Source organism: Nonomuraea rhodomycinica, assembly GCF_013363995.1.
Classification (GTDB): domain Bacteria; phylum Actinomycetota; class Actinomycetes; order Streptosporangiales; family Streptosporangiaceae; genus Nonomuraea; species Nonomuraea rhodomycinica.
On the sequence record NZ_JABWGO010000002.1, the window covers coordinates 879,598 to 898,195 of the forward strand.

General features: G+C 71.9%; 15 protein-coding genes and 1 pseudogene. 9 read left to right on the top strand and 7 right to left on the bottom strand.

Features of this window, described 5'->3' with window-relative positions; all coding sequences use genetic code 11:
- Positions 1-10 precede the first annotated feature (10 nt).
- Entirely contained in the window at positions 11-898 is an 888-nt protein-coding gene (locus HT134_RS14985) for a sugar phosphate isomerase/epimerase family protein (protein WP_175600932.1), read from the bottom strand.
- A 113-nt stretch (positions 899-1,011) separates the two neighbouring features.
- Between HT134_RS14985 and HT134_RS14990 the strand changes: the two genes are divergently transcribed.
- From HT134_RS14990 to HT134_RS48080, 3 genes and pseudogenes are all read left to right on the top strand, one after another.
- Positions 1,012-2,040 (top strand): zinc-binding dehydrogenase, encoded by a 1,029-nt coding sequence (locus HT134_RS14990; RefSeq protein WP_175600933.1) that lies wholly within the window; start codon positions 1,012-1,014, stop codon positions 2,038-2,040.
- 4 nt (positions 2,041-2,044) lie between these two features.
- Positions 2,045-2,830, top strand: coding sequence for a sugar phosphate isomerase/epimerase family protein (locus HT134_RS14995; protein ID WP_175600934.1), 786 nt, complete (start codon positions 2,045-2,047; stop codon positions 2,828-2,830).
- Positions 2,827-4,005 (top strand): annotated as a pseudogene (locus tag HT134_RS48080) (MGH1-like glycoside hydrolase domain-containing protein); the annotation flags it as partial. The gene HT134_RS14995 and the pseudogene HT134_RS48080, both read left to right, overlap by 4 nt.
- A 9-nt stretch (positions 4,006-4,014) precedes the next feature.
- On the opposite strand, the gene HT134_RS15005 reads toward HT134_RS48080, so the two are convergent.
- Both HT134_RS15005 and HT134_RS15010 read right to left on the bottom strand, forming a co-directional pair.
- Positions 4,015-5,196 carry a zinc-binding dehydrogenase gene (locus HT134_RS15005; RefSeq protein WP_175600935.1) on the bottom strand — a complete coding sequence of 394 codons (1,182 nt, stop codon included), beginning with the start codon at positions 5,194-5,196 and terminating at the stop codon, positions 4,015-4,017.
- Positions 5,189-6,154, bottom strand: a complete 966-nt coding sequence (locus HT134_RS15010) for a Gfo/Idh/MocA family protein (RefSeq protein ID WP_175600936.1) — start codon at positions 6,152-6,154, stop codon at positions 5,189-5,191. The genes HT134_RS15005 and HT134_RS15010 overlap by 8 nt, the downstream gene beginning before the upstream one ends.
- A 98-nt stretch (positions 6,155-6,252) precedes the next feature.
- On the opposite strand from HT134_RS15010, the gene HT134_RS15015 reads away from it, so the two are divergent.
- Both HT134_RS15015 and HT134_RS15020 read left to right on the top strand, forming a co-directional pair.
- On the top strand, positions 6,253-7,227 hold the full coding sequence (locus HT134_RS15015) for a glucosyl-3-phosphoglycerate synthase (RefSeq protein ID WP_175600937.1): 975 nt from the start codon (positions 6,253-6,255) through the stop codon (positions 7,225-7,227).
- On the top strand, positions 7,224-8,354 hold the full coding sequence (locus HT134_RS15020; RefSeq protein WP_175600938.1) for a glycosyltransferase: 1,131 nt from the start codon (positions 7,224-7,226) through the stop codon (positions 8,352-8,354). The genes HT134_RS15015 and HT134_RS15020 overlap by 4 nt, the downstream gene beginning before the upstream one ends.
- Positions 8,355-8,517: 163 nt before the next feature.
- Here HT134_RS15020 and HT134_RS47630 read toward each other — a convergent pair whose 3' ends face one another.
- Entirely contained in the window at positions 8,518-9,312 is a 795-nt protein-coding gene (locus tag HT134_RS47630; RefSeq protein ID WP_312888130.1) for a universal stress protein, read from the bottom strand.
- A 182-nt stretch (positions 9,313-9,494) separates the two neighbouring features.
- On the opposite strand from HT134_RS47630, the gene HT134_RS15030 reads away from it, so the two are divergent.
- Entirely contained in the window at positions 9,495-10,043 is a 549-nt protein-coding gene (locus tag HT134_RS15030; protein WP_175600939.1) for a phosphatase PAP2 family protein, read from the top strand.
- Here HT134_RS15030 and pip read toward each other — a convergent pair.
- The 3 genes from pip to mscL all read right to left on the bottom strand — a co-directional run bounded on the left by pip (position 9,997) and on the right by mscL (position 12,190).
- Complete coding sequence (pip, locus tag HT134_RS15035; protein WP_175600940.1) at positions 9,997-10,968, bottom strand: prolyl aminopeptidase; 972 nt, start codon at positions 10,966-10,968, stop codon at positions 9,997-9,999. The two genes, HT134_RS15030 and pip, sit on opposite strands and share 47 nt — an antisense overlap.
- A gap of 19 nt (positions 10,969-10,987) precedes the next feature.
- Positions 10,988-11,584 carry a hypothetical protein gene (locus HT134_RS15040; RefSeq protein ID WP_312888131.1) on the bottom strand — a complete coding sequence of 199 codons (597 nt, stop codon included), beginning with the start codon at positions 11,582-11,584 and terminating at the stop codon, positions 10,988-10,990.
- A 171-nt stretch (positions 11,585-11,755) separates the two neighbouring features.
- Complete coding sequence (gene mscL, locus HT134_RS15045) at positions 11,756-12,190, bottom strand: large conductance mechanosensitive channel protein MscL (RefSeq protein WP_175600941.1); 435 nt, start codon at positions 12,188-12,190, stop codon at positions 11,756-11,758.
- A 215-nt stretch (positions 12,191-12,405) separates the two neighbouring features.
- On the opposite strand from mscL, the gene glgX reads away from it, so the two are divergent.
- The 3 genes from glgX to treZ are packed head-to-tail and all read left to right on the top strand — an operon-like array spanning position 12,406 to position 18,437.
- Entirely contained in the window at positions 12,406-14,499 is a 2,094-nt protein-coding gene (glgX, locus tag HT134_RS15050) for a glycogen debranching protein GlgX (protein ID WP_175600942.1), read from the top strand.
- Positions 14,492-16,717 carry a malto-oligosyltrehalose synthase gene (gene treY, locus HT134_RS15055; RefSeq protein ID WP_175600943.1) on the top strand — a complete coding sequence of 742 codons (2,226 nt, stop codon included), beginning with the start codon at positions 14,492-14,494 and terminating at the stop codon, positions 16,715-16,717. Before glgX ends, treY begins: the two co-directional genes overlap by 8 nt.
- Positions 16,707-18,437: a malto-oligosyltrehalose trehalohydrolase gene (gene treZ / locus HT134_RS15060; protein ID WP_175600944.1), complete on the top strand. Its 1,731-nt coding sequence runs from the start codon at positions 16,707-16,709 to the stop codon at positions 18,435-18,437. Before treY ends, treZ begins: the two co-directional genes overlap by 11 nt.
- Positions 18,438-18,598 lie beyond the last annotated feature (161 nt).

Genomic DNA, 18,598 nt, shown 5'->3' on the forward strand with positions numbered 1-18,598 from the left:
TATGCCGCACTTACCCCCGCACAAGGTGACGCAACGTTCCGTACGCGATACCGAGACCGCTCTGTACCCTCTCCGTGCCGCCGGTCCACTCCGGGTCCTCGTGCTCGACCGAGACCACCCCGTCGTAGCCGCCCCGGCGCAGCGCGCCGACCACCTCGCCCCACTGGATCTGCCCCAGCCCCGGCACCCGGAAGCGGTACCAGCCCTTCTCGCCGCTGATCGGGCCGTAGAAGCCGAAGCGGTTGATGGTGCCCGGCAGCAGCTCGACGTCCTTGGCCTGCACGTGCGCGATCTGCGACATGTACGGCATGGCCGCGGCGACCGGATCGATGCCGAGCGCCACCAGGTGCGAGGGGTCGTAGTTGAGCCGCAGCCCGAGCGTGAACATCCACTCCCACAGCTCGGGGGAGTAGGCCAGGTTGCCCGGGTAGCCGTCGGGGTGCCAGCTCTTCATCAGGCAGTTCTCGATGACCAGGTCCACGCCGTGGTCGCGGGCGTAGGCGACGAGGGGGCGGAAGACGCCCTCGGCGCGTTCGAGGTTGTCGCGGACCGACAGGCCGGGGTCGCGGCCGACGAACGTGCCGACCGTGGGGCAGCCGAGCGCCGCGGCGGCGTCCACGCACCGGCGCACGTGCGCGTTCACCTCCGCCCCTGCGCGAGGGTGCAGATTGTTCTCGTAATAGGCGATCGAGGAAAGGGTGAGTCCGGTCTCTGCGAAGATTCGCCCGACCCGCTCGCATTCGGCGCCGTCGAAACGGTCCACTCTGATGTGATTTCGGGTATCCGTCGACGGCCATCCGGCGACTTCGAGCGCCTCGTAACCCTGCTCGACGGCCCACCGGGCGACATCCACGAGATCGAGCTCGGGAAGACAGGCGGTCAGGAAACCCAATTTCATTCTTACCTCCGCACGAAGTCCTAGACTTTAGAGTGCTATCCACTCAACTATGGTCTGCATGTTCGTACTAAATCCTTGACTTTCGTTTGATCAATAATCGTAAGCGTGGGGGAATGCGCGTCATCACGTTTGAAGGGCCGGGCCGTGTCCTTGTCGGCTCCGAGCCGCCCGCCGCTCTGGAACCCGGTTCCATCCGGGTCCGCACGCTCTACTCCGGGGTTTCGGCCGGTACCGAACTCACCGCCTACCGCGGTACCAACCCGTACCTCACCCGCCGCTGGGACGTCGAGCGGCGGCTCTTCGTCGACGGCCGCACGCACGCCTACCCCCTCACGGGCTGGGGTTACCAGGAGGTCGGCGAGGTCGTCGAGGCCGCGCCCGACGTCAGCGACCCGCCCGTGGGCAGCCTCGTGTGGGGCATCTGGGGCCACCGGGCCGAGGCCGTCGTGCCCGCCGAGCGGCTGGCCGGCCACGTGCTGCCGCCCTCGGCCGACCCGCTGACCGGCGTGTTCGCCCGCGTCGGCGCCATCGCGCTCAACGCCGTCCACGCCGCCGACGTCCACCTCGGCGACCAGCTCGCCGTCTTCGGGCAGGGCGTCATCGGCCTGCTCGCCACCCGGCTGGCCGTGCTCAGCGGCGCCCGGGTCGTCGCGGCCGACGCCATCCCCGCCCGGCTGGAGCTGGCCCGCGCCTTCGGCGCCGTCGAGGCCTTCGACGTGCGCGCCGGCTCGGTCGCCGAGCTGATCCGCAAGCGCGTCGACGGCGCCGACGCCGCAATCGAGCTGAGCGGCAGCCACCTGGGCCTGCACGAGGCCATCCGGACCGTGCGCAGGGGCGGCCGGGTCGTCGCCGCCGGCTTCTACCAGGGCGACGCGACCGGCCTGCGGCTCGGCGAGGAGTTCCACCACAACCAGGTGCAGCTCGTCGCCTCGCAGATCGGCGGTGTCGCCTCCTGGCTGGCGCACCGCTGGGACGTCGAGCGGCTGCAGCGCACGTTCATGGAGCTCGTCCATCGGGCCGAGGTGGGTGTGCTCGGCCTGGTCAGCCACGTCGTCCCGGCACGCGACGCCGCCGCGGCCTACGAGCTGCTCGACCACCGGCCGGCGGACGTCCTCCAGCTCGTCTTCCGATTCGAGGAGTGAGACAGTGAAGCTTTCCGTCCAGGAGCAGCTTCTGCCCGGCCGCACCCTGCAGGAGAAGTTCGCCTTCGCGCTCGACGCCGGCTTCGACGCCATCGAGCTGCGCGGCAAGGGCGACTTCCACTTCGCCACCCGCCTCACCGAGCTCAAGCGGGCCCGCGCCGACGGCGTCGTGATGCCGACCGTGTGCGTGGACATGCCGCACTTCATCGGCGACTTCGACCCGGCCCTGCGCAAGGACGCCATCCAGCAGCTGAGGTCCCAGCTCACCGTCATCGCCGAGCTGGGCGGCATCGGCGTGATGACCCCCGCCTCCTGGGGGCAGTTCTCACGGCGGCTGCCGCCCTTCGAGCCGCCCCGCGGGCCCGACGAGGACCGCGAGGTGCTGGCCGAGGCGCTGGCCACGCTGGGCGAGCACGCCCAGCGCAACGGTGTGCTCATCATGCTGGAGCCGCTCAACCGCTACGAGAACCACATGGTGAACACGCTGGCCGAGGCGGTGTCGTACTGTTCGATGGACGCGATCCGGGTGGCAGGCGACACGTACCACATGAACATCGAGGAGGACGACCCCTGCCGCTCGATCCTCGAAGCAGCCCCCTACCTCGCGCACATGCAGGTCTCCGAGTCCAACCGCAACCAGCCCGGCACCGGCCACCTGGACTGGGCGGCGCAGCTCGCCGCCCTGGACGCCGCCGGCTACGACGGCTACCTCGCGCTGGAATGCCGCCTTCGAGGCGAACCGGAGATCGTCCTTCCCCAGACCGCCTCCTTCATCAGGAAATTCCTATGATCCTCCGCGACGCCGTCCGCGTGCTCGTCGCCAACTGGGACGGCAGCTACACCGTCCCTTCCCGCACCCTCTACCCCCACCAGTGGAGCTGGGACTCCGCCTTCATCGCGATCGGCAACGCCCGGTGGTCGCCGCGCCGGGCCAGGTCGGAGCTGCTGACGCTGTTCGGCGCGCAGTGGCGCGACGGCCGGGTGCCGCACATCGTGTTCAACCCGGCGGTGCCCGAGGGGGCCTACTTCCCCGGGCCGGAGTTCTGGCAGGTCAGCGCCCCGTCGGGGGTGCGGACCTCGGGGATCGTGCAGCCGCCCGTCCACGCGCTGGCCGCCTGGCGCGTCCACCTGGCCGAGCCCGACCCGGCCTTCCTGCGGCGGATCTATCCGCGCCTGGTCGCCCAGCAGGAGTTCCTGCGCACGGCCAGGCGCTCGCCCGAGGGGCTGATCTCGATCGTGCACCCCTGGGAGTCGGGCATGGACAACAGCCCCGCCTGGGACGTGCCGCTGGCCGTCGTCGAGCCCGAGCCGTCCGCGTTCGTGCGCCGCGACACGACCTACGTCAGCGTGGAGGAGCGGCCCACCGACCGTGACTACGCGCGCTACACCTCGCTCGCCCGCGCCTACCGCGACACCGGCTACCGGCGCTCCGACGCCTTCCGGGTGGAGGATCCGCTGTTCAACGCCGCGTACGGCGTGGCCGAGGTGGCGCTGGGGCGGATCGCGCGGGTGATCGGGCTCGACCCCGAGCCGCACGCCCGCGAGGCCGCGGCCGTCACCTCCGCGATGGCCGAGCACCTCTACGACGACGGCCTCTTCCACGCCCGGGACGTGCTCACCGGCTGCCTCGTGCGCTCCAACAGCGCCGCCGGGCTGACCCCGCTCATGCTGCCCGGCCTGCCGCGCGAGCTGGTCAACGAGCTGATCGGCACGGGCCTCGACCGGTTCGGGCTCAAGGACGGGATCGTGCCCAGCTTCGCCCCGGCCGCGCCCGAGTTCGACCCGGTGCGCTACTGGCGCGGCCCCGCCTGGATCAACCTCACCTGGCTGATCTGGCGGGGCCTGCGGCGGCGCCGGCCCGACCTGGCCGCGCCGCTGGCCGAGGGCATGGTCAGGGCCGTCACCGCGTCCGGGTTCCGCGAGTACTTCGACCCGTTCACGCTGGAGGGCCACGGCTGTCACGACTTCAGCTGGTCAGCCGCCCTCATCCTGGACGTCGCCGCGGAGGACGGCCTGGACGGAATGGCGCCGGCGGGCGGCCAGATCCGCGAGGAGGCGCGGCGCCTCGGCGAAGCCGGCGACATCGGTGACGAGGTGCTCGCGTAGCGCCGCGCCACGCCGTCCGAGCAGGGCGACCGTCTCGTACGACAGCCGCTCCCGGTCCCAGGCGTGGGCCAGCCCGCGCGGCACCCGGCCGATCTGCGCGCACCGCAGCGACAGCCCGTTGTGGTGGAACTCCTCGCCGAGCCGCACCTCCTCCGCCCCCCGGGTGTAGAAGGCGAGGTCCACGACCGTTCCCTGCGGGCGCAGCATCCGCAGGGCCAGCGCGAGCGCCCTGGCCTGCCCGCGGCACTGGAACACCACGTCGGCGCCCCGGTCGTCGGGGCCGTGCCGCCAGCGGCGCTTCAGCTCCACCGCCGGGTCGCCGTCGCCATCGCCGTCGCTGTCGCCGGGGTCCACGGGCAGCGGGCGGGCGCCGAGCGCCTCGGCGACGCGCAGCCGCTCGGGCGTCTCGTCGGCCACCACGACCTCCGCCGCGCCGTGCTCCAGCGCGAACGCGGCCGTCAGCAGCCCCACCACGCCCGCCCCGACGACGGCCACGCGCCGCCCGCGCACGCCGTCCCCCAGGTCGCGCACGGCCGGTCCGTACAGGTCGGCGGCGGCGTGCAGCAGCCCGTTGGCGCAGATCGGCCCCATGTGGGCGACGTAGACGCCGAGCACGGGGTCGAGGCCGGCGGGCAGCTCCACGAAGCGGTCCGCCAGCGGGTCGGCCACGTAGCCGGTGCGGTGGCCGTAGGCCATGGCCACCAGCGCGCCTTCCCGCACGGCCCGCGTACGGGTCTCGGCCACCCGGCCGACCTGCATGTAGCCGATGCCGCGTACGGGATAGGCGAGCGCCGGGGCGCCCGGCCGGAACAGGCCGAGCGCCCGGTCCCACGAGGCGGCCAGGTAGGGGTTGGTGCCCTTGACGTAGGTCAGCTCGGTGCCGGCGGAGATCCCGCTGTAGACGGTCTCCACCCGGAAGCCGCCCTCGGGCACGGCGGGCAACTCCTCCTCGACCAGGGTGACCTCGCCGGGCGCCGCGACGCAGAGCACGCGGCTGCGCGCCGTCGAGCGCGCCGGGGAGGGTGCCGCGTCCGTCACGGGGTCAGCCATCGAGGGTCACCGGCCTTCCCAGCGTCGCCGACCGGGCCAGCGCGAGCGCCAGCCGGTGGGTGCGCAGCGCCTCGTCGTACGGCACCCGCACGTCGCCGCCGCCGTCGCGCACGGCGTCGATGAACGCCCGGTCGACCAGCGTCTTCGCCCGGCCCGCGTCCTCGACCACCTCGGTGCCGTTGACGGTCAGCGAGGTCTCGGTCAGCTCCAGGGCGACGCCGTCCGCGTACACCTCCAGGCCGGCCCGGTGCTTGTGGCGCAGCAGGCTCGTCGTGGCCAGCGTGCCCGTGGCGCCGCCCGCGAAGCGCAGCACGGCGGCCACGGCCCGGTCCACCTCCCCGTCAGCGGGGCCGTCACCCGCGGCGGGCACGGCGTGGACCATGGCCACCTCGCCGACCAGGACCCGGGCCAGGTCCAGGACGTGGACCGCCTGCTCGACGACCTGGCCGCCGGAGCGGGCCGGGTCCAGCCACCAGCCGACCGGGGGCACCTTGTCGAGCCAGTGGCCGAGCGCCAGCCGTACCGGCCGGTCGGCCAGCAGCTCCCGGGCCCGGTCGAGAACGTCCAGGTAGCGCCAGTGATGGCCGACCGCCGAGGGCAGGCCGCGCCGCCGGATTTCGGACGCGATGTTTTCCGCCGTCTCCAGGTCGAGCGCGAGGGGTTTTTCGACAAAAATCGGGAGATTGCACGACAGGACATCGTGCTCTGGCTTGCCATGCGCGAATGGGGGCACACAGACGTATACTGCGTCGAGTCCGCCCGCCTCCAGCAGCCCGGCGTGGCCGTCAAAAGCTGGGACTCCATGACGCGCGGCGAGCGCCTCGGCCTTCAGAGGATCGACGTCGGCGATTCCGGTGATCACCACGTCGGGAAAACCTGACAGCACGTCCGCGTGGCGCGCAGCGACATTTCCGGCACCGATGATGCCTATGCGGGTGATTGAGGACACATCTCGCATATCCCACTTTTACGCAAAATCAAACAACACGTTCAAACTCCCGGCAATAGGGAACATATGCGCGACCGTGACCCCCTAAACAGAACGGGGCTGAGTGCATGGAGACAGATCTGCGGGCCTTGGCCAGGGCTCGGGAATGGTACGGTCCCCACTCGAGCACCGCGACCGAGTGGGCCCCCGACGCCCTGCTCCTCGCCAAGGGAACGACCACGGTCAGCGTCGTCCTGCCGGCGCGCGACGAGGAGCCGACAGTCGGCGACATCGTCACCGTGATCCGCCGCGAACTCGTCGAGCGGATCCCGCTCGTGGACGAGATCCTCGTGGTCGACTCCAACTCCACCGACGCGACGGCCGTGGTGGCCGCCGCGGCGGGAGCCCGCGTCGTGGCGCAGAACGCGGTGCTCCCCCACCTGCCGCCCCTCACCGGAAAGGGCGAGGCCCTCTGGAAGGGACTGGCGGCCTCCAGCGGGGACATCGTCGTCTTCGTCGACGCCGACCTGCGCGACTTCGGCGCGCACTTCGTCACCGGCCTCCTCGGGCCGCTGCTGACCGACTCCGGCGTCCAGTTCGTCAAGGGCGCCTACGAGCGGCCGTTCATCGCAGCCGACGGGGCGAGGCTGCGGGGAGGCGGCGGACGGGTCACCGAGCTGGTGGCACGGCCGATCCTCAACATGTTCTGGCCCGAGCTGGCCGGGTTCCACCAGCCGCTCGGCGGCGAGTACGCCGGCCGGCGCGAGGTGCTGGAGCAGGTCCCGTTCGTCACCGAGTACGGCGTCGAGCTGGGACTCCTGGTGGACCTGCTGGAGCTGGTCGGCCTCGACGCCATGGCCCAGGTCGACCTGGGCGTGCGCGTCCACTCCCACCAGTCCACCGCCGCGCTCGGCCGCATGGCCGGGCAGATCCTGCACACCGCCTGGACCCGGCTCGAACGCCAGGGACGGGTCATGGCCACCCAGCCGCCGGCCCGCACGCTCCTGCAGTTCGGGCTCGACGGGCAGGCATCGCTCATGAACGTCGTCGTGGCCGAGCGTCCCCCGCTCGCCTCGCTGCTCGCCGAGGAGGACGTCGCATGAACGTGCTGGTGAACACCGGCCCGTGGTTACCGGTGCCGCCCCCCGGCTACGGCGGCATCGAGAACGTCGTGGCCACGCTCGTGCCCGCGCTGCGCGAGCGCGGGGTGCGGGTCGTCCTCGCCTCCGTCGGGTCCAGCACGCTGGAGGTGGACGAGCTGGTCAGCGTCTACGACACCGGCCAGTTCGGGGAGCTGCAGAAGCCGTACAACCAGGTCATGGGCGTCGCGCACGCCCACCAGGCGATGGTGGCGCGCGAGGTGCGGCGCCGCGACGACGTGGACCTCGTCCACGACCACCTGGAGGTGGTCGGCCCGGCCGTGCTGTCCGCCCTCGGCGGGCCGCCCGTGCTGCACACCCTCCACTGGGACCTGCGCAAGCACGCCGCGTTCTACGGCGCCTTCCCGCCCTCGATCGCGGTCAACGGCGTGTCGGAGTCGCAGCTCCGCCTCGCGCCGGCCGCCCTGCGCTCGGCGGCGCTCGGCGCGGTCCACCTGGCCACCCCGCTCGCCGGCGCCGCGCCCCGGGTGGAAGGCGGCGAGCACCTGGTGGTCATGGGGCGGATCTGCCGGCTCAAGGGCCAGCACATCGCGGCCCGGATCTGCCAGAAGCTCGGCCTGCCGCTCGTGCTCGCCGGGCCGGTCAGCGGCCTCGGCACGGCGGCCGAGCTGGACGCCGTCGCCCACGACCCGTACCACCCGCTGCACGGCCACCCCGACGTGCGCTACCACGTGGAGGCGGTCGGCCCCTACCTGGACGGCGACCTGGTCCGCTGGGTGGGGACCGTCGAGGGCCGGCGGCGCGACGAGCTGTACGGCTCGGCGCGGGCCGCCCTGTTCCCCGTCCAGTGGGACGAGCCGGGCGGCACCGCCGTGGTCGAGGCGCTGGCGCTCGGCGTGCCCGCCGTGGGGCTGCGCCGGGGCTGCCTGGGCGAGCTGATCGACCACGGCCGCACCGGGTGGCTCGCCGACACCGAGGAGGAGCTGGCCGAGTACGTGCTGCGGGTGGACGAGATCGACCCTGAGGAGTGCCGCGCGGAGGCGGCCCGCCGCTTCACGCCCGGCGTCATGGCCGAGCGCTACCTGGAGCTGTACGAGCAGGCGATGAGGAGGCGGCGCATCGGCTCCTGACCTCGGCCTCTCCCGGACGTGGCCCGCGCGCGCCGCGCGGGCCCCGTCCGACGGCGCCGGCCGAGCCGCGGGTCGCGTCGACGGCGGCCCGTCAGCTGAAGCCGCGGGTCGCGTCGACGGCGGCCCGTCAGCTGAAGCCGCGGGTCGCGTCGACGGCGGCCCGTCAGTCGAAGCCGCGGGGCAGCACGGTGACCGGGCACGGCGCCGCCCGCAGCACCTTCATGGCCAGCTCCCCGAGGAAGACCCGGTGCGGCTGCGCGTCCTCGCTCGCCGCGCACACCAGCAGCTCGCCCGGCGCCCACTCCAGCGTCGCCAGCGCCTCCGCCACGTCGTGCCCCTCGGCGACCTCCGCCTCGGCCTCGATGCCGGTGGTCTCCCACGCCAGCCGTACGGCCAGGGCCAGGTCGTCGCGGAGCCGGCCGGGATCGTCCGTGCGCAGGTCCAGCGTGATGAGCCGCAGCGGCACGCCCAGCCGCAGCGCCGTCTGCGCCACCCGCTCGACGGCGGCGTCGCACTGCGGCCGGTGGACGTAGGCCAGCGTCAGCCTGCCCGCCTCCTCCGGCGGGCGGTAGCCGGCGGGCGCCAGCATCACCGCCTCCGGCGACAGGTGCAGCAGGTGGTCCGAGGTGGAGCCGATCCCGATGCGCCCCCGCTGCCCGCCGTCCGCCGAACCGGCCACGATGAGGTCGGCCCGGACGCGGCTGGCCAGGACCGACAGCCCGCGTCCCGCGCCCCGGCTCTCGTAGGTGATGTACTCGGCGGGCAGGCCGCCCAGCTCCTCGGCGGCGTGCGCCAGGTTCGCCTGCGCCTCCACGGCCTCGCCGGGGCTGCCGGGCGGGTAGATCGTCGCCACGGTCAGCTCGCCGCCGGTGACCCGCGTGATCGCGGAGCCGAGGGCGAGAGCGTCACGTCCACCGGCGTCGGCGCTGTAGCCGACGATCACGTGCTCTCCGATCACGCATGCCTCTCTACCCGGCCCGAACTCCCCCTACGCCGCCCGTCCGCGCGTCGTCGTGGCGGGCCGGGGAAGGGTCGGCCGATCGGCCGAGGGTGACGGCCGGGAATCAGCCCGGAGTCCGACGCGAACGCCGGTGATCTTCCGTAAGGTCGTGTCACTGCTCGTTCATCGATTGGACACGTGTGTACCGCGACATCGTCGACTTCGCTCTCAGCACGCCCGGCTGGCTCCACGGCCTCGCCGAGGTCGGCACCGACGCCGGCCTGTTCCTGTTCGCGGCGTTGTTCGTCCTGTGCTGGTGGCGGGCCCGCAACGGGCCCGCGCGCGACCTGGCGATCGCGATCGCCGGACCGGCCGGCGTGGTGTGCGCGTACGTCTTCAGCGAGGTGCTCAAGACCTTCGTCAGGGAGGACCGGCCGTGCCGCGGCGGGATCGCGACGATCGCCGCGTGCCCGCCGCCGGACGACTGGTCGTTCCCCAGCAACCACTCCGTGATCGCCGCCGGGGCCGCGGGCGCGCTCGTGCTGGCCTGGCGCTCCCTCGCGTGGGTGGTGCTGCCGCTGGCGGCGGTCATGGCGTTCTCGCGCGTGTTCGTCGGCGTCCACTACCCGCACGACGTGGCGGCGGGCTACCTCATCGGGGTGACGCTGGCGCCGCTGTGCACGCTGCTGCTGGTCGGCGCGGTCACGCCGATGGTACGCCTCGCGCGAAGCCGTCTGTCGCCTCGATGAGCCGGTCCACGATGCCCGGCTCGGTGGCGGCGTGCCCCGCGTCCGCCACCACGTGGAACTCCGCCTCGGGCCAGGCCCGGTGCAGGTCCCAGGCCGTGGCCATGGGCGTGCAGGCGTCGTAGCGGCCCTGCACGATGACCGCCGGGATGTGGCGGATCTTGCCGACGTCGCGGATGAGCTGCTCGGGCTCGAACCAGCCCAGGTGGGTGAAGTAGTGGTTCTCGATCCGGGAGAAGGCCACCGCCATGCGCTCCTCGCCGAACTCCGCGACGAGCTGCTCGTCCGGCAGCAGCGTGACCGTGGACCCCTCCCACTGCGCCCACGCCTGGGCCGCCGCCAGCCGCTGCGCGGGGTCGTCGCCCTCCAGGCGGCGGCGGAAGGCGGCCATGAGGTCGCCCCGCTCCTCCTCGGGGATCGGCGCCAGGTATCTCTCCCACCGGTCGGGGAACAGGTAGGAGGCGCCCTCCTGGTAGAACCAGCGCAGCTCCTGGGGGCGCAGCGTGAAGATGCCGCGCAGCACCAGCTCGGTCGTCCGCTCCGGGTGGGTCTGCGCGTACGCCAGGGCGAGCGCGCTGCCCCACGACCCGCCGAACACCTGCCACGCCTCGATGCCGAGGTGCTCGCGCAGGCGTTCCATGTCGGCGACGAGATGCCAGGTGGTGTTGTGCTCCAGTGACGTGGCCGGGTCGCTGGCGTGGGGCCGGCTGCGCCCGCAGTTGCGCTGGTCGAACAGCACCACCTTGTACAGCTCGGGGTTCCACTGGCGGCGGTGCTTGGCGGAGCAGCCGCCGCCGGGGCCGCCGTGGAGCATGACCGCGGGCTTGCCGTCGGGGTTGCCGACCAGCTCCCAGTAGATCTCGTTGCCGTCGCCCACGTCGAGGAAGCCGGAGTCGTAGGGCTCGATGGGCGGGTAATGGGTTCTCATCCCGCCGATCCTGCCACCCTCACGAAGACCAGTCGTGCCGCGCGAGGAAGGAGCGGTCGCCGGTGGCGTACTCGTGGAAGGACTGGCGCACGTCCTCCAGGCGCGGCATCAGCGTCCGCACCATGTGCCCCTCCTTGTACTCCACCTCGTAGCCGGCGTTCTCCGCCGGCCCGGCCGGGGAGACCTGGATGAAGTGGTGGCCGAACGTCACGAGCGCCGCGAACGGGTTCTGCGCCGACAGGGTGGCCAGCACGTCGTGGACCAGCCCCAGGTCGGGATCGTGGACGATCATGCCGTCGCCGGTGTGGAGCTGCATGCCCTGGTACACGCCGAGCGGCCCGACGTTGTGGACGAGGTCGCGCTGCGGGTCGTAGCAGACCATCCCGTGGGCCCGGGCGATGGCGAACACCTGGGCGGACAGCTCGTCCATCGACTCGGGGTCCATCGTCACCAGCACGTGCCCGGGGAACACCGTGACGAGCCCCGGCAGCTCCTTGGTCACCTGCGGCAGCTCGCCCTGGACCGGCCTGCCCTTCTTCGCGGCCAGGTACGCGGCCCGCGCCTCGTCCCTGGAGATCGGCACGGGCTCGTCCCAGACCATCAACTCAACGCTCACCCGCCCATCTTGCCCAACCGGCGGCACTCTTGAAGCCCACAACCTGCCAAAACCCCACAGCCCATGCGTACTGGGCACCTCGGTGGCTTCCGCCCTCCTACGCCCCGATCTGTGCCCTGTTCGCCCCAAGCCTCGCCCAATGCCGGGGATGTTCTTGCCAGGCTCCGGCGGCTACCCCAGGTCGGCGACCGAGGGCTTCTCGGAGTCGGGCACCAGCGTGACCGTGCAGTGCGCGCACCGGCGCGCCTCGGCCGGGATGTCGCTCAGGCACTCCGGGCACTGTTTGGTCGTCGCCTCCTTGTGCCCCTCGAACAGGGTGACCAGCCGGGTCATGGGCAGGACCACCAGCCAGTACACGACGGCCGCGATGATGAGGAAGCTGATGAGGTGATTGAGGAAGTCGCCGTACTTGAACTGGCTGCCGTTGACCGTGAACGACAGGTCGGCGAAGTCGGGCTGCCGCCCGCCGGTCACGGCGCCGATCAGCGGCGTGATGAGGTCGGCGACCAGCGCCTGCACGAGCCCGCTGAACGTGGCCCCCACGATCACGGCGACGGCCAGCTCCACGATGTTGCCCCGTAAGAGGAACTTCTTGAATCCACCCATGGAACGCCTACGTGACCCGGGAGCACGCGGTCAAACGCGGCGCGCGGCCCTCGCGCGAAGCGGCAGGTGAAGGCGGGCCCAAACCGGTGCCCGGCGGCGGGCTAAGGGCGCGATCTGTGGGAAGGACCTGATCCGTCCATGGGGGGCTTGTACGGCAGTGCTTGTTCGGCAGGGCGGGGGAACGCAACATGGGGAAGAGCCGCAAGGGAGCCTTGATGATCGAAGTCTGGCCGGGAGACCCCTATCCGCTCGGGGCCACCTATGACGGCGCCGGCACCAACTTCTCGCTCTACACCGAGGCCGCCGACAAGGTGGAGCTGTGCCTGTTCGACGAGCAGGGCCGGGAGAGCCGCGTGGCGCTGCCGGAGGTGGACGGTTTCATCTGGCACGGCTACCTGCCCGGGGTGAATCCCGGCCAGCGGTACGGCTACCGCGTGCACGGGCCGTACGACCCGGCCAAGGGGCTGCGGTGCAACCCGGCCAAGCTGCTGCTCGACCCGTACGCGATGGCCATCGAGGGCGACGTGAAGTGGAACGAGGCGGTGTACGGCTACCGGTTCGGCCAGCCCGACTCGCGCAACGACATGGACTCCGCCCCGTACATGCCGCGCTCCATCGTGATCAACCCGTTCTTCGGGTGGGGGCACGACCGGCCGCCCGCCACGCCGTACCACGACACCGTGATCTACGAGGCGCACGTGCGCGGGCTCACCGTCCGGCACCCGAAGATCCCCGAGCACCTGCGCGGCACCTACGCGGCCCTGGGCCACCCCGAGATCCTGGACCACCTGACCAAGCTCGGCGTCACGGCCATCGAGCTGATGCCGGTCCACCAGTTCGTCACCGACCACGTTCTCGAGGACCGCGGGCTGACGAACTACTGGGGCTACAACTCCATCGGCTTCTTCGCCCCGCACAACCGCTACTCCAGCCAGGGGCAGCGCGGCGGGCAGGTGCTGGAGTTCAAGGCCATGGTGCGCGCCCTGCACGAGGCGGGCATCGAGGTCATCCTGGACGTCGTCTACAACCACACGGCCGAGGGCAACCACCTGGGGCCCACGCTGGGGTTCAAGGGGATCGACAACCCCAACTACTACCGGCTCGTGGACGGCGACCCGCGCTACTACATGGACACCACGGGCACCGGCAACAGCCTGCTCATGCGCTCACCGCACGTCCTGCAGATGATCATGGACTCGCTCCGCTACTGGGTGACGGAGATGCACGTCGACGGCTTCCGCTTCGACCTCGCCTCGACGCTGGCGCGCGAGCTGCACGAGGTGGACCGGCTGAGCGCCTTCTTCGACCTGGTGCAGCAGGACCCGGTGCTCTCGCAGGTCAAGCTGATCGCCGAGCCGTGGGACGTCGGACCCGGCGGCTACCAGGTGGGCAACTTCCCCTCGCGCTGGACCGAGTGGAACGGCCGCTACCGCGACACCATCCGCGACCTGTGGCGCGGGCAGCCGGCGACGCTGCCCGAGTTCGGCTCCCGGCTCACCGGCTCCAGTGACCTCTACCAGGACGACAGCCGCCGCCCCGCCGCCTCCATCAACTTCGTCACCTGCCACGACGGCTTCACCCTGCAGGACCTCGTCTCGTACGACCACAAGCACAACGAGGCCAACAAGGAGGGCAACCGCGACGGCAGCGACGACAACCGGTCCTGGAACTGCGGCGCCGAGGGCCCGGCCGACCTGACCGTCGAGTCGCTGCGCGAGCAGCAGAAGCGCAACTTCCTGACCACGCTGTTCCTGTCGCAGGGCGTGCCGATGCTGTCGCACGGCGACGAGCTGGGCCGCACGCAGCTGGGCAACAACAACGGCTACTGCCAGGACAACGAGCTGACCTGGGTCGACTGGTCCGACGTGCGGGAGAACTGGCTGCTGCTGGAGTTCACGCAGAGCCTGGCCGCGTTGCGCAAGAAACACCCGGTGTTCCGGCGCAGGAGGTTCTTCTACGGCCGCCCGGTGCGTGGTCTGAGCGACATCGCCTGGCTCACCCCGGCGGGGGAGGAGATGACCGACGCCGACTGGAACGTCGGCTACGCCAAGTCGCTGGCCGTGTTCCTCAACGGCGACGCCATCACCGAGCCCGACCGGCGCGGCCGGCCCATCCGCGACGACTCGTTCCTGCTGCTGTTCAACGCCCACCACGAACCCATCAGGTTCACGATCCCCAAGGACTACGGAGAGATGTGGCAGACCGAGATCGACACGGCGATGCCGATCAGCCTGGACATCCGCGTCTGCCGGGCCGGTGAGAGCGTGGACGTCCCCGGCCGCAGCGTGAGGGTGCTGCGCCGTGTCTAGGCCCCTGTCGACCTACCGCGTCCAGCTCACCCCCGACTTCGGGTTCGCCCAGGTGGGGGAGATCGCCGGCTACCTGCGCGACCTGGGGGTCACCCACGTCTACCTGTCGCCGATCCTGCAGGCGACGCCCGGCTCGCTGCACGGCTACGACGTCACCGACCACTCGCGCATCCGCGAGGAGTTCGGCGGCGCCAAGGGCTTCCGGGAGATGGCCGAACGGCTCGCCGCCCACGACCTGGGCATCGTCGTGGACATCGTGCCCAACCACATGAACACCACCAACGCCGCGTTCTGGTCGGTGCTGCGCGACGGCGCCTCCTCGCCGTACGCGCGCTGGTTCGACATCGAGTGGGACGACGACGGGAAGGTGGCGCTCCCGGTCCTGGGCGACGACGTCGAGCCCGTCGTGGACGGCGACGTGCTGCGCTACCACGAGCACGAGTTCCCGTACCCCGGCCACTACCGGCTGGTCGACTGGCGCGAGGGGCCCGGCTACCGGCGCTTCTTCGACGTCTCCACGCTGATCGGGCTGCGCGTGGAGGACCCGGAGGTGTTCTTCGCCACCCACGAGGTGATCTTCTGGCTGCTCGACGAGGGGCTGGTCGACGGGCTGCGCATCGACCACCCCGACGGGCTCGCCGACCCCCGCGGCTATCTCGAACGGCTGCGCGCCAGGACCGGCGACACATGGACCGTCGTGGAGAAGATCCTCATCGGCCACGAGCGGCTGCCGGACGACTGGCCGTGCGACGGCACCACCGGCTACGAGGTGCTCAACCGGGTCAACGGCCTGTTCGTGGACCCCGAGGGCGGGCAGCCGCTGCTGGAGCTGTTCACGCGGCTGACCGGGCAGCCCGCCGACTACGGTGAGGTGGCGGCGCGCTCCAAGCGCGAGGTGCTGGACCTGTTCTTCGGCGCCGAGGTCAGGCGCCTGGCCGCGGCGACCGGCTCCGAGCCGGAGACCGTGGCCGAACTGCTGACCGCGATGCCGGTCTACCGGGCCTACGTGGTGCCGGGCGAGCCGGTGCCGCCCGAGTCGGCCGAGATCGTCGAGACGGCCGCCGCGGCCTGCTCTCCCGCCGCGCGGCGGCTCGCCCACGAGGTCCTGTACGGCACGCCCGAGGTCGTCACCCGCTTCCAGCAGGCGTGCGGGCCGGTCATGGCCAAGGGCGTCGAGGACACCGCGCTGTACCGGTGGTTCCCGCTGTCGTGCCTGAACGAGGTGGGCGGCGAGCCGGACCTCTTCGGCACCTCGGTCGAGGAGTTCCACGCGTACTGCGCGGACATGCGGCCGCACACGATGACCACGCTGTCCACCCACGACACCAAGCGGTCGGAGGACGTGCGCGCCCGCCTGTGCGTGCTGTCTGAGCTGCCCGCCGAGTGGGAGGAGGCCGTCACCGCCTGGTCGTCGGCGGTGTCCCACGACCCCCACCTCGACTACCTGGCCTGGCAGAACCTCATGGCCGCCTGGCCCATCTCCGCCGAGCGCTTCGCCGGCTACCTGCTCAAGGCCGCCCGCGAGGCCAAGACCGCGATCTCGTGGGTCACCCCCGACCCCGGCTACGAGCAGCGGCTGCGCGACTTCGCCGAGGCCGCCGTGAAGCTGCCGATCGGGGAGTTCACCGAGCGGATCGACCGCTACGCGATGTCCAACTCGCTGGGCGCCAAACTGGTGCAGCTCATGATGCCCGGCGTCCCCGACGTCTACCAGGGCAACGAGACGACCGACTTCTCCCTGGTCGACCCGGACAACCGGCGGCCCGTGAGCTACCCGCGCACCCCCGCCTCCGCGTGGGACGCGGCCAAGCTGCTGGTCACCACGCAGGCGCTCCGGCTGCGCCGCCGGCTGGGCCCCGACGCGGCGTACACGCCGCTGGCGGCAGACGGCGAGGCGGCCGAGCACGTGATCGCGTTCGCGCGGGGCGGCGGCGCGTTCGCCGGCCCGGTCACCGGCGGCGCCGTCACGGCGGGCGGCCCCGCGGCGGCGGGCGGAACCGGCGTCCCCGGCGACGAGGGCCGGGCCCGGGCCGTCGCGGTGGCCACCCGCCTCCCGGTGGGCCTGGAACGGCGCGGCGGCTGGGGCACCACCTCGCTGACGCTGCCCGCCGGATCCTGGCGCGACCTGCTCACCGGCGCTGTCCACACGGGCCGTGTCCCGCTAGCGCACCTGCTCGACCGGCATCCCGTCGCACTCCTGGAGAGACATGATCTTTGAGGTCTGGGCACCGAAGGCCACGGCTGTCGAGCTCGACGTCCTCGGCGGTCGGCGTCCCATGGAGCGGCGGCCCGGCGGCTGGTGGCGGGCCGACGTCCCGGAGGCCGGGCACGGGACGCGGTACGCGTACGTGGTGGACGGCGGCGGGCCGTACCCCGACCCGCGCTCGCGGCGGCAGCCCGAGGGCGTCTTCGGCCCGAGCGCCGTCTACGACCACGGCCGCTTCACCTGGTCCGACGAGCGGTGGACCGGCCGTGACCTGCGCGGATCGGTCATCTACGAGCTGCACGTCGGCACCTTCACCCAGGAGGGGACGTTCGAGGCGGCCATCGAGCGGCTCGGCCACCTGTCGGAGCTGTGCGTCGACTTCGTGGAGATCATGCCGGTCGCGCCGGTCCCCGGCGGGCGCAACTGGGGGTACGACGGGGTGGACCTGTACGCGGTCAACGAGACGTACGGCGGGCCGGACGGGCTCAAGTCGTTCGTCGACGCCTGCCACCGGGAGGGCATCGGGGTCATCCTCGACGTGGTCTACAACCACCTCGGCCCGTCGGGGAACTTCCTGCACCCGTTCGGCCCCTACTTCGGGGGCTTCGCCGGCAGCTACTGGGGCGAGGCGGTCAACCTCGACGGGCCCGGCTCCGACGAGGTGCGCCGCTACTTCATCGAGAACGCCCTGCAGTGGCTGCGCGACTACCACATCGACGGCCTGCGCCTCGACGCCGTCCACGCCCTGCACGACAAACGGGCCACGCACCTGCTGGCCGAACTGTCGGCCGAGGTGGACGCGCTGGCCTGCGCCGTCGGCCGGCCGCTGTCGCTCATCGCCGAGTCCGACCTCAACGACCCGCGCATGGTGCGCTCACTCGACGCCGGCGGCCTCGGCATGACCGCCCAGTGGAACGACGACGTCCACCACGCCCTGCACACCGCGGTCAGCGGCGAGACTCACGGCTACTACGAGGACTTCGCCGGCCTGGCGGCCCTGGCCAAGGTGCTGACGCATGGGGTCCTCCACGACGGGGGCCACTCCACGTTCCGGGGACGCGCGCACGGCAGCCCGTACACGGGGGTGCCCGGTCACCGGCTGGTCGCCTGCGTCCAGAACCACGACCAGGTCGGCAACCGCCCGGCGGGCGACCGGCTGCCCGTGCCCGCGCTCAAGCTGGGGGCGGGCCTGCTGCTGACCTCGCCGTTCACGCCCATGCTGTTCATGGGGGAGGAGTGGGGGGCGCGCACGCCGTTCCCGTTCTTCTCCGACCATGTGGAGCCGGAGCTGCGCGACACGGAGGGCGGGCGCAGGGCGAAGGAGTTCGACGGGTTCGGGTACGCGTGGGAGGCGCCCGACCCGTCGGACGAGCAGACGTTCCTGGACGCCAAGCTCGACTGGGGGGAGCTGAAGGAGGAGGAGCACTGGTCGCTGCTGTGCTGGTACCGCGACCTGATCGCGCTGCGCAAGGCGCTGCCTGAGCTGTCGGACCCGCGCTTCGACCGGGTGCGGGTGACGTACGACCGGGAGGGCGGCGACTGGCTCGTCATGTGGCGCGGCGAGTCGGTGTGCGTGGCGGTCAACTTCAGCGGGGAGACGGCGACGCTGCCGGTGCGGGTGAGCACGGTCCTGCTGGCGGCGGACGACAACGTGACGGCGGGCGCGGGCGGGCTGCGGCTGCCACCACAGAGCCTGGCCATCTGCCGTGCCACCCAGGAGAAGGACGCCTGACCGGGCCTCCTGGTACGCATGACGAGGTTTCCCTGGCGCTGACGCCGGGGCCTGTCGTCCACAGCCTCTCCATGAGAGAAACCTCGTCATCCACAGAACCGCGCTCGGCACCCTCACCCCTCCCAGCCCTTCGCCAAGCTGAGGCCCTCACCCACCCCGGA